Below are 12,397 nucleotides of genomic sequence, written 5' to 3'. Positions count from 1 at the left end.
TTGTGCTAAAAGTTATTCTACTATGTGATCGTACCATTTTTTGTCCGACTGGCTCGAAGCGACCACGTTATCGATAAAGGCCATACCCCGGATGCCGTCCTCAACTCCCGGAAAATCCAACCATTCCTTATGGGGTTCCTCACCATTCATTTTAGCGCTAAGCGCCAAAGCGAAATTACGGTAAAGGTTCCCGAATGCTTCTAAATAACCTTCGGGGTGGCCTCCCGGCGTGCGGCAGTTACTTGTGGCATAAGATGATTCCCTGTCGCTATAATTTGAACCGGCGCGCAGCGTTTCGGCAGGCTTGTCGCTCCACCTCAATGTTAAAGTATTCGGCTCCTGTTGGGCCCATTCAAGGCCACCGTTTTCGCCATATACACGAATCTTCAATGCATTTTCCTCTCCGGCAGCTACTTGCGAAGCGGTGAGCACGCCAGTCGCATTTTCTTCGAAACGCAGCAGTATCGCGCCATCATCATCCAGCATGCGTCCTTCCACAACGGTGTTTAGCGACGCACACATCTGCTTGATCTTTAAGCCTGAAATATATTCGGCAAGGTGGGCGGCATGTGTACCTATATCGCCCATACAACCGCTTTTGCCCGATCGCTTTGGGTCGGTGCGCCAGGCGGCCTGCGCATTGCCTTCCCTTTCGGAAAGTTTACTCAGCCATCCCTGGTGATATTCTACATATATTTTTCTTACCTTCCCAAGTTTGCCACTTTTTACAACATCACGCGCTTCTTTCACCATCGGGTAACCCGAATAAGTGTGAGTCAACAGAAGCATCAGGCCAGTTTCTTCGAGCTTTTTCTTCAGTTGCTTTGCTTCTTCCAGCGTAAAGGCGATGGGCTTTTCGATAACCACATTAAAGCCATTATCCAATGCAAGCATTGCCGGGGCGAAATGTGCAAAATTTGGGGTAACGATAGTAACAAAATCCATACGCTGATCGGCCGGTAGCCTGGCTTCAGCATGGATCATTTCTTCAAAATTCAAATAGGTCCTGTTTTCGGGTAGAAATAGCATTTTTCCGCTTTCACGGGCCACATCTTCGTGTATGCTCAATGCTCCGCAAACAAGCTCGATCAGGCCATCCATATTAGCGGCTATGCGATGAATGGCACCTATAAAGGCATCCTTACCACCGCCAACCATACCCATGCGCAATTTTCTTTTGCTCATTTGTTGTATTTAGTTAAGTAATTATTAGGTAGATTGATTTGCGTTAAGTCAATTGGGTCGATCAAGTTCGGGCCGGAATGAACCCGATAACTTAATCAACCCAATCAATTCGGTCCATTTATGATCAGGACAGGGCCCAGGCTTTGTCGCCTTTTTTGTATGGGATACAACCATCATAACGGCCTGGTACCGGAACGTAACGCAGTGCTTTGGTACAGCCGACTTCCGACGTAAAATAGCCCAACAAAGTAAGCTCCTTCATCATCCTGAAATAATGGTTAGGATCCTTTGGTTTCTTGGTTTTTGAATATCCCTGTTGCTCTTTATCCAAATCGGTTAGTAAAGCAGTACGCTGGGTAGCGTCCAGGTCCATAAATTTTTTGCTGAATTTTTTGTTGCTGGCGTCATCGATCTGTGTTATACCTTTCAGGAATATATCCTGGTCAGGAGTTTCGTAACAATCACGCACCATCACCGCCATAAAGGCGCCTACTTTTGCGGCTTTTGCGCCAGGGCTGCTGGCTGTATCAGGCAAAATAGTATCGGCCACTTCGTCCATAAAGGCAACATGATCCTGGTCGAAAAGGTCAGCTACCTTTGGAGCGTTTGGTTTACAACCCGAGAGCAAAAATTCAGCACCTATCATAGTACCGCCCATTATCAGGGCTACTCTTCCGATGGCATCTCTTCTATTCATTGTAGTTATTGATTTACTAAATTAATGAATTATTGATTTTTAATTGGTTTGACGAATTAAATATAGGTAAAATCAAAGTAAATGCAATGCTTTAAACGGTTAATGCAAAGCCTTCGCGATAATTACGTTTCACGTATTGATTTACTTCGTCGAAGTTGGTTACCTTCATATTCGCATTGTCCCAAAGCAGTTTTACCTGGCCCGGGTAAGTATTGCGCCCGTTTGCACCTTTTACAGCCAGGTCGTGACCCCTTACTGCCAGGTTTGCCATCAGTAAAGCTTCGGTAAGCGGGCCTGCCTTATCAAACGGCGAGCTTAATTCGGTTTTTCCGTAACCGGCAATGCAACCTTCCACCCACTGTGCGTAATGACCGTTAGCGCCGCCGGGTACACGTGCCCAACGCTGTTTTGCATCTTTAACAGCCTCTTCCTGCATACGCGAGCTTGGCAGCAGGTGGGCAGCGTCCGAATAAGTACTTGAATACATTTTTCCTTTTGTGCCGATAAACAAGCAACCGTTGCCTTCTTCACCACCATAGGGCTCATTAGGTCCAAGTTCCTCCGGCCTTTCGGGTTCAATGCCGCCGTCCATCCAGTGCAATGTAACATCGCCTTTGGTTTTAGCGGTTTTGGGAAAAGTCATGGTAATATGGCTTGATGGCGGGCAGCTTTCAGGGAAAACACCTTTGGTGAATTCGCCTACATAAACAGAACCCACGCTGGCCTGCACATCTTTTACATACTCAAGGTCGAGCACCCTGAACGGCGCCTCCACCAGGTGGCAGCCCATATCGCCCAATGCGCCTGTACCGTAGTCCCACCAGCCCCGCCAGTTGAAAGGCACCAGGTTATCCACAAAATCCTTATATGGAGCATTACCTAACCATAAGTTCCAATCCAGCGTTGGCGGAACCTCTGCTTTAGTTTTTGGCCATGCAACGCCCTGTGGCCATACCGGGCGGTTAGTCCAGCAATATATCGTATGCACATCGCCTATTAAACCGGCATCATACCATTCCGACATCAAACGTGTGCCGTCGTTGGAAGCGCCCTGGTTCCCCATTTGGGTAACTACCTTAAATTTCTTTGCGGCTGCTGTAAGCGTGCGCGCTTCCCAAAGATCATGCGTCATTGGTTTCTGAACATAGACGTGTTTGCCGCGGGCCATGGCATTATAAGCCACTACAGCGTGGGTATGGTCGGGAGTTGAAACTGAAACGGCATCAAAATTTTTCGATTCTTTATCAAACATTTCGCGCCAATCCTTATAACGTTTGGCTTTAGGGAAGTTTTTAAACGTGGTGGCAGCTTGCTTATCGTCAACATCGCACAAGTAAGCAATATTAGCTTTGCCGCTCCTGGCAAACATAGCTATATCACTTTGCCCTTTGCCACCGCAACCTACACTGGCAACGGTAAGCATATCGCTTGGTGCGCGATAACCCTTGCCGCCCAGCACAAAGCGGGGAACGATCATAAATCCGGCTGCCGCGAGGGCGCCTTTCTTAATAAAATCCCTCCTTGTGGGATCCTGGGGTAAATTTTCAGGTTCTTCAGTCATTGGTATCTGTTTTATAATTATTGAATTACTGATTTATTGAATTATCGATAAATTGATCAATAATCCCTAAATTAAATATTCCCTTTTTTAAGCTCTTCCACGGCGTGGTTTGCTGCACGCGCAGTTAAAGCCATATAAGTTAACGAAGGGTTTTGACAGGCTGTAGAGGCCATACATGCACCGTCCGTAACAAACACGTTTTTTGCATCCCAAACCTGGTTCCATTCGTTCAGCACCGAAGTCTTCGGATCGCGGCCCATGCGGGCGGTGCCCATTTCGTGGATACCACGGCCCAGTACCGGTTCACTGACGAAAGTATGAACGTCCTTCACCCCGGCAGCTTCCAGCATTTCTTTAGCGTCGTTTGCCATATCAATACGCATTTTCTTCTCGTTATCTTTTACCGTTGCGTCGATAGCCAAAACAGGCAAGCCCCATTTATCTTTTTTGTCCTTGTCCAGGTAAGTCCTGTTCTCGTGGTATGGCAGTGTTTCGCCAAAGCCACCCATACCAAAATTCCATTCGCCCGGTTCAGCCAATGCGTCTTTGAACGCACCGCCAATACTTAATTCAGGAATAGTCCTTCCCCATTCATCGCGGCCACCGCCACCCTGATAACCAAAGCCACGGATGTAATCGCGTTTTTCGCCATTGAGGTTGCGGTAACGCGGAATATAAATGCCGTTGGCACGGCGTCCGAAATAATATTTATCGTCGTACCCTTCAACCCTGCCGCCTGCGCCTACACCCAGGTGATGGTCCATCAGGTTGTGACCCAATTCGCCGCTGCTGCTGCCCAAACCGTCGGGCCAAACGTCTGTTGCTGAGTTCATCAGCACCCACGCCGAGTTTAACGTTGATGCATTTACGAAAACTATTTTAGCGTGGTACTCATAGGTCTGATTGTTCTCAGCGTCCAAAACTTCAACGCCCGTAGCTTTTTTGGTGTTCTTATCGTAAAGTATTTTCGTCACGATAGACCATGGCCTTAGCGTAAGGTTCCCGGTTGCCATAGCAGCGGGTAATGTTGATGATTGTGTACTAAAATAAGCGCCGAATGGGCACCCCAGCCAGCACTTATTACGATACTGGCAGTTAGTACGACCGGGAAGCGGCTTGGTGATATTTGCCGTACGGCCGATGATCATGTGCCTGCCTTCTTTTTTATAATGTTCGTTTATACGTGCTGCAACGTCTTTTTCCACACAATTCATTTCCATTGGCGGCATAAAATTACCGTCGGGCAGGATAGGCACACCATCGCGGTTACCTGATATACCGGCAAAGCCTTCAGCATAAGTGTACCAGTGTTCCAGGTCCTTGTAACGGATAGGCCAATCGACGCCTATGCCATCTTTCAGGTTAGCTTCAAAATCGGTATCGTGCCAGCGATAGCTTTGACGGCCCCACATCAGCGAACGGCCACCAACGTGGTAACCGCGAAACCAATCAAACCGCTTGATCTCGACATACGGGCTTTCCTTTTCGTTAACCCAGTAATCCAGGTTGGTTTCATTGAGAGGGTAATCCCTCTTTAGTACGGGATAATCCTTCTCCATCTGCACGGTACGGCCTCCCCTATGTTCAAACTCCCAGGGCGCCTTATTGGCGTTTACATAATCCTTTACGTGTTTGATATCCCTGCCCCTTTCGAGCATGATCGTTTTCAGGCCCTTTTCAGTAAGCTCCTTTGCTGCCCATCCCCCGGATATCCCAGAGCCGATCACAATAGCGTCGTATGTGTTGGTTGACATGTTAAAAAAATGATTGTTTTAGTTAAATCTTGGTTAGTGCGACTAATGTAAAAAATTATTTTCCTTTTATATAAATCCCATTGCGTTTTTTTAACACAATAAGGGCTTTGCAATTACGTGGAGGCCTTTTTTCCTTGGTTTTATATAAGCTTTTTTGCGGCTTATAGGATCATAGATTCCCCTTTTTCGATTCGCTTACGGCATGGTCAACTGCGCGGGCAGTAAGAGCCATGTACGTAAGTGACGGATTCTGGCATGAAGTAGACGTCATACTTGCGCCATCCGTTACAAAAACATTGGTGCATGCGTGCAACTGGTTCCATTTATTCAGCATGGATGTTTTAGGGTCCCTGCCCATCCTTACACCTCCCATTTCATGAATATCCAATCCCGGCGCCTGGTGGTTGGTGGACGGCTGGATATTTTTGAACCCGGCGCTTGTGAACATTTCGGTAAGCTGTTCGATATAATCCTTTTTCATTTTCTCGTCGTTGTCATCATAATCAACTGAGATATCCAGCAAAGGCACGCCCCATGCATCTTTATTACTGTTATCAAGCTTTACAAAATTGGTTTCCTTCGGAATAGTTTCGCCCATCATGTGTGAACCTACGCGCCACGGCCCATATTCTTTTGTTGACAGACCGGCTTTGAAATCTTCGCCAAAGCCGTCGTAGCTGTGTTTGAAACCCCGATAGGCACTGAAGCCTGATGCGTAACCGCGCAGAAAATCAGTTTCCTGCTTATATACATTCCTGAAGCGCGGAATATATCCTCCGCCGGCTGGGTTGCGACCATCGGTTGCCCATTCTTCAAAGCCTTCCACCTCGGCGCCTATGTGTGCCGAATAATTATGGAATGCCACAAACTTACCCAGCACGCCGCTATCGTTGCCCAGCCCATTTGGAAAACGGTTCGATTTGGAGTTGAGTAATATCAGGTTGGTGTTAAGGGCCGCCGCGTTTACAAAAATGATACGCGAATAAAATTCTTCCGCTTTTTTGGTGTTGGTATCTACAATGCGGACACCGCTTGCTTTCCCCTTGTTTTCGTCATATATAATAGACTCGACTACCGAAAATGGCCTTATTGTTAGGTTGCCGGACTTAAGTGCCCAGGGAATGGTTGAAGCATTACTGCTGAAATATCCACCGAAAGGGCACCCGCGTTCGCAAATAGTGCGCTCCTGACACTGCGCCCGGCCCTGGTCGAGATGTATTTGGTTTGGTTTGGATAGATGCGCACAGCGTGCACTAATAACATGCCTGTTCTGGTAATTTACTTTAACGTGCTTGCTAAAGTATTCTTCCACAGCATTTAATGGAAATGCAGGCAAAAACTCACCATCAGGCAGTTCGGCAATACCGTCCTTATTACCAGATATACCTGCGAACTTTTCTACGTGACTATACCAGGGCGCAATATCTTTATAACGAATAGGCCAGTCGACCGCGAAACCGTCCCTTGCCGGACCTTCAAAATCAAACTCGCTCCATCGCTGGGTTTGCCTCGCCCAAAGCAGCGATTTACCACCCACCTGGTAACCACGTATCCAATCAAAAGGCTTGGTTTGTATATAAGGATGTTCTTTGTCCTTTACAAAAAAATGAGCGGCACTCTCGCCAAAAGCATAACAACGGTTCACTATAGGATTGGCCTCCTGCACATCCATGGGCAACTCGCCCCGGTGCTTGAATTCCCAGGGGTACATATTGGTGGTAGGATAATCCTTAATATGCTTTACGTCGCGGCCGCGCTCCAGCATCAAAACTTTAAGGCCCTTGTCAGTCAGTTCTTTGGCCGCCCAGCCTCCGCTTATCCCCGATCCAATTACAATAGCGTCAAAGGTGCGCTCTTTCGCGCTGTCTATATTCAGATTAGCCATTTTATGCCTTCATATTATTTTTAACAGGGAAATGTGCGTTATACCGGCCCGGCACCAGTTCATAAACAATTTCTTTAGTCATGAAATATTGGGATTGGGTGTAACCGAAAACCGTCAACCCTTTTACAGTACCATAAAATGCCTGCAAATCATCTTTCTTTTCGGCTTTGTCTCCTTTTTTTCCTGCAGCTCTGCTGCCGGCGGGTTTATCGCCCGGTTTCTTTTCAAAGGTGCCCAGAATCGCTGCTTTCTCGGTTTTACTACAGTCGGCAAAGCTTTTGTTATACATCTTTTTGGTAAGATCATTAAACTTATCCATGCCCTTGAAAAAGGCATCCTGATCCTCTTTTTTTGTACAATCATCCAGCATCAGCCAAACAAACTTATCGAGATTAAGATCCTTTGCCCCGGGTGTGGTTGTTTTGGGAATGATGGTTTCTGCCAAATCTGCCACCAATGTTTCCTGGTCGCCGGTGATATCAAAATGTTTGAAATGAGCCGTTGGATTATCCTTAGTACAAGCCGGTAATATTGCCGCGCTACTGAGTACCAGAGCTAAATTTCGGATCGCTGTACGCCTGTCCATTTGTTAAATTAGGTTATAATGCCTGTTTTAGGGGAAACACTGGCAATATAGTGTATAATTGACATGATAAAATAAAAACGCAAAAAAATACCCCTTATTCTGGCAATACGCCGCAACGGATTTTTTACCCGATGAAAAGTAACGAAAAAGGGGTTAGAAACCCCATTTTTTCATAGTTTGTAAATCAATTTTTACACAATCGAACGGATCCTTACCCTGGTACGATTCCTGCTCGATGATGAACCAGCTGGTGCCACCATGCTTGCGGGCTTCCTTCACAATATCCCTAACCGGCATAACGCCTTCGCCGAGTATGGTGCTATCGTAGCCATCCATACCCTGGCCGGTAGTACTTTTTATTTCGTCCTTTACATGCAACAGTTCAAAACGACCGGGGTATTTTTTCAGCAGATCCAGCGCAATACCGCCTGCGCCCAGCATATTGCCCACATCCATTTGCTGTGCAACCAATTCAGGGTCGGTGTTGGCTAAAATATAGTCGTATAGCGTACCATCGCCCACTTTGGTGCTGAACTCAAAGTTGTGATTATGATAACCGAATTTCATGTTATATTTTTTGCAAAGCTCGCCGCATTTGTTAAACTGATCCATCGTCTTTTTTAATTTATCAGGATCGTGACGCAAACCTTCGTCAAGCCACGGACTGATCACATAGCGCTGGCCAACTTCGGCTGCATCCTCAACGGTATATTTCCATTTATCAGTAAAATCGTTTTTTGCATCGTCCCAATCATGCGCTGTCATTACGGTATGGCCGCTATGCATTTGCAAGTCCATGCCCGATAATAGTTTTTTAAACTCCTTAGCGGTATACCCATAGAATTTACGGTTTACGTAATTGGCATGTTCCACATGAACATATCCCATATCGGCCAATTTCTTGAGCGAGCCTGCGGGATCTTTGTCCATGGCATCGCGGACCGAATAGAGCTGTAGTCCTACCCTTTCGATCTTTTTTGGTGCGGCGAACAGGTCGTTTGACGACACTAAAGCTGTACCGGCAACCACAAGGGCTGTATTCCTGATGAAGTCTCTGCGTGAATTATCCATTTTTTATCTGATTTTTTAGCGTGTTTCTTTTATTACTGTCCTATCGGAAAAGCCGGAAATAACAGGCTCGAGTTGCTCACCAACGCCAGGTGCTTGCTGTCCGGCGCCCACGACGGGGTATTGATGGTGCCTTGTCCACCATATAAATATGCCACCACCCGCGATGGGCCGCCGCTCACAGGCATCACCCTTAAATAAACATGTTTATAAAACGGGTGATCTCCGGGGGATACTTCATCTTTCAAAAAAGTGATATAAACTATCCACTTACCATCAGGCGAAACATGGGGAAACCAATTGTTAAAATCATCGTTGGTAAGCTGGGTCTGCTCGCTTCCATCCGCTTTCATACGCCATACCTGCATCAGGCCCGACCGCACCGAGTTAAAGTAAATGTATTTGCCGTCGGGACTGTATTCGGGACCATCATCTAATCCTTTTGCATCGGTCAGCCTTACTTCAGGACCACCGCCTGAAGGGATGCGGTAAACATCATATTCGCCATTCCGGTCGCCGCAGAATACGATGTATTTCCCATCTGGCGACCAGCCGTGCATGTAAGAGGGCCCGGTAGGCGTGATCTGTTTCGCCTCTCCACCGCCAATAGGCACGGTAAAACCAACAGAAGCGCCCTTTTCGCCGTTGCCACTGCTTACGGCCAGCATTTTGCCGTCGAAGGAGATCACATGATCGTTATTGTTGTGGCTGGCCACACCCGTATTGATAGCTGTTGGTGTACCAGTTGCCAGGTTGAAATTGTACAGGATGCCGTCGCGGTTATAGATCAGTGATTTGCCATCTTGCGTCCAGTTTGGCGCCTGAAGCGAATTAGGTATCTGGTAGATCACTTTTGCATTCTGATCTGCCAGGTCGAGAATTTCTATACTGCTTCCTATATAATTGCGGTATGGCACCAGGTTTTTGGGGGCCGGTACCACTATACGTACATTATTAAAGGTTGCCTTTTCGACCACGTCTGCGTTGTGCGAACAGATAAAAAGGCCCACATACACATCGTCACCCAAAAAATCAGCAGTATCCAGTTTTACACTAACAAATGTCTCGCCTTTATGCGCTACCGACATGGTATATATACCATCCTTCCGTTCCAGTTGAATCACATCGGCGCCGGTGAGCTCAAACTTTTTTTCGAGGGTGGCCCCGCCAACAGACGCTCGGTACTGCAACGATGTTAATCCGCTACCATGCACCACAGCGCTCAGATGTTTTGAATTTGTATCAAGCGAGGAGCGGACCATCCATCCCACTTTGCGATGCTCCTCAACCCCTTTACCGATAAAACTGATATTGGTGCGCAGGATGAAATCGCCCTTCATCTTTTTCCATAAGTAATGGAACTCATCGTGTGTGGCCCAAACATTAGTGCCTGCCCCTTCCACTTGATATTGCTGTACGTTGCTGTCGTACGTCGCGCCACCCTTATGCCTTACGAGGCCAATGTCGGACTGTCCGTCAAAAATGCCTACCGGGCCGGTTTGAGCATGGGTGCTAAAAATACCTGCGCATAAAAAGGCAAAAACAGCAACCAGGCGTATTTTATTTTTCATCAGGAAACGGTGTTTAATTGACACTAATAATTGGGTTAGCTAATTTATAAATTACATTGAGAAAAGATGCAAATAGCTTGTGTAAATTTTACAGCGACGTTTCGGAACCTGAATTTACAGCGTCGGTTACTTTGAATTAAGGAGAAAGGGCAGGGTAAAACCAAAGATCAGGCATACGCCCTGTTCAGCGGGAGGCTGAAATAAAATTTGCTGCCTTTGCCAGGAGCGGAAGATATCCAGAGTTTACCGCCGTTAAGTTCAACCAGCTCCTTACAAAGCATCAGGCCGATGCCAGTACCGCTTTCGCCGGAAGTGCCCCGTTGGGAAAAATGTGTTTGTATGGAGAATAACTTTCCCATTTCGGCTTCGCTCATACCTTTGCCGGTGTCTTCTACGCTGATAATGAGACCATCATCGCCAAAGGTAGAATTAAGGGTTATACGGCCTTCGTTATCCGTAAATTTAACGGCGTTGCTTACCAGGTTACGCAACACAACCTTGATATGGTTCTCATCGGCCAGGGCAGAATTACCGGTAACTGCCTTATTAATAAACCTGATATTCTTTTTTTCGAGAGCCTGGCTAAAAACCTGCTCCACTTCCGCCCCCAGGAGGGCAATATCCAGGCCGGATGAGTTGACACCGCGTTCCTTTATCTTGCTGCCTGCCCAGTCCAAAAGATTCGACAGGGTAAGTTCTGCGGTTTTGACCATCGGGTTTATATCCTTCATCAGGATATGAACCTCTTCTTTGGACAGGTAATCCACGCCAAACATGTCGGTGATATTCCGCAGGTTAGCCAGCGGTGTGCGCAGGTCGTGCGCTATGGTAGCCAGTAGTTTGTCTTTTATATTGGCAACCACTTCAAGATTAGCAGCCTGCACTTCTATCAGTTGCTTTTGTTTCATAAGACCTTCGTTCTGCTCGTTCAAACGTTCGCCCAATTTCTTTTTCTGCGTATAGAAATAATAGGTAATAAACAGCACAAAAACAACAACCAGCAGTGCAACAGCAAGCGTTACGATAACGGCACGCTGCCATTTCAGCATGGCCTTATTTTGCTGGCCTGCCCGTTCCATATCAGCAATATCATTCAGGTGCTTTTCGAGGGCGAAATAATCCTGTATCAGTTCGGTGTTTTTTATCTTATTAAATGTGCTGAGGCTATCCTCCATTTTGTTGAACCTTTTCTGGTAAAACATGGCCATTTTCAGATCGCCCTTTATTTCATAAGTATTTATCAGGGCCTTATAAGCGCCGGAAATAGCGTCTACCACTCCGATAGTATCGGCCAGGTTACCGCCTTTTACCGCATAAAACACCGCCTTTTCGTAATCGTGCAACTTATTATAAACTACGGCATATTCCACAAAAGTGGTAGCACGCAATCGTTTATTGTGTGTCGTAAAGCTCATTGCCAACGCGGTATCCGAATAAGCTATCGACTCCTTATACCTTCCCATTAAGGTATATATAGTGCTTAAACGGCCATATAATACAGCTGTATTAGGCTCGTCGTGTGCTTTCGCATTAAGTTTTAAAGCCTTTTTAGCATCGTCAAGCGCCGCCCCGTATTTACCCTGCCTGCGGTAAACTAAAGAGCGTTCACTATAAACTTCGGCCACCCGGTCCGGATCGCCGTGGGCGTACTGCTCGGATAGATTAAGATTATACAGTGCCAGTTTGAAGTTTCGCAGATCGGAGTAGGTGCGCCCGATGATATTGTAACAGCTTGAAATCAACAGATGATCCTCCTTCGGAATATTCATTAACGCTTTATTAAAATAAAACAAAGCGATGGGGTAATAGGATTGCGACCAGTAAACATGGCCTACGTTGAGGAAACTGCGGCCAATGCCATCGGCATATTTTACCTTTTCAGCAAGAATGAGTGCCTTTTCCGCTAAATGGCGGGCTGAATCCGGGGATTCCAGATAAATATTAAAACTAACAATATTGAGGCTGTCGACCGTTTTCTTCGGTGCGGGCGGAACCGCGACTATGGCTCGGGCAAAAACACTGACTTTTACCGCTAACAGAATGATTAAACCAAATAAAGCCCGCATAAATGCTATTACGATAAAAAAGTG

General features: G+C 46.6%; 9 protein-coding genes. All 9 read right to left on the bottom strand.

From position 1 onward, the window contains the following. Positions 1–12: 12 nt before the first annotated feature. The 9 genes from VL525_RS03680 to VL525_RS03640 all read right to left on the bottom strand — a co-directional run bounded on the left by VL525_RS03680 (position 13) and on the right by VL525_RS03640 (position 12,373). Complete coding sequence (locus VL525_RS03680; protein ID WP_325383467.1) at positions 13–1,185, bottom strand: Gfo/Idh/MocA family oxidoreductase; 1,173 nt, start codon at positions 1,183–1,185, stop codon at positions 13–15. Between the two features lie 124 nt (positions 1,186–1,309). Further along, positions 1,310–1,882: a gluconate 2-dehydrogenase subunit 3 family protein gene (locus tag VL525_RS03675; protein ID WP_325383465.1), complete on the bottom strand. Its 573-nt coding sequence runs from the start codon at positions 1,880–1,882 to the stop codon at positions 1,310–1,312. A gap of 91 nt (positions 1,883–1,973) precedes the next feature. Then, entirely contained in the window at positions 1,974–3,443 is a 1,470-nt protein-coding gene (locus tag VL525_RS03670; RefSeq protein WP_325383463.1) for a Gfo/Idh/MocA family oxidoreductase, read from the bottom strand. Between the two features lie 71 nt (positions 3,444–3,514). After that, a complete protein-coding gene (locus tag VL525_RS03665) occupies positions 3,515–5,197 on the bottom strand; it encodes a GMC family oxidoreductase (RefSeq protein WP_325383461.1) in 1,683 nt (560 codons plus the stop codon). Between the two features lie 169 nt (positions 5,198–5,366). Then, a complete protein-coding gene (locus tag VL525_RS03660) occupies positions 5,367–7,082 on the bottom strand; it encodes a GMC family oxidoreductase (RefSeq protein WP_325383459.1) in 1,716 nt (571 codons plus the stop codon). Between the two features lies 1 nt (position 7,083). Beyond that, positions 7,084–7,668: a gluconate 2-dehydrogenase subunit 3 family protein gene (locus tag VL525_RS03655; RefSeq protein WP_325383457.1), complete on the bottom strand. Its 585-nt coding sequence runs from the start codon at positions 7,666–7,668 to the stop codon at positions 7,084–7,086. Positions 7,669–7,821: 153 nt separating this feature from the next. Next, positions 7,822–8,739 (bottom strand): sugar phosphate isomerase/epimerase, encoded by a 918-nt coding sequence (locus tag VL525_RS03650; RefSeq protein ID WP_325383455.1) that lies wholly within the window; start codon positions 8,737–8,739, stop codon positions 7,822–7,824. Between the two features lie 32 nt (positions 8,740–8,771). Next, positions 8,772–10,307, bottom strand: a complete 1,536-nt coding sequence (locus VL525_RS03645; RefSeq protein WP_325383453.1) for a hypothetical protein — start codon at positions 10,305–10,307, stop codon at positions 8,772–8,774. A 167-nt stretch (positions 10,308–10,474) separates the two neighbouring features. Beyond that, positions 10,475–12,373, bottom strand: coding sequence for a tetratricopeptide repeat-containing sensor histidine kinase (locus tag VL525_RS03640; RefSeq protein WP_325383451.1), 1,899 nt, complete (start codon positions 12,371–12,373; stop codon positions 10,475–10,477). Between the last annotated feature and the right edge of the window lie 24 nt (positions 12,374–12,397).

It is taken from the genome of Mucilaginibacter sp. (assembly GCF_035492695.1).
Lineage (GTDB): Bacteria > Bacteroidota > Bacteroidia > Sphingobacteriales > Sphingobacteriaceae > Mucilaginibacter.
This window is presented reverse-complemented; position numbering and strand designations above follow the sequence as displayed.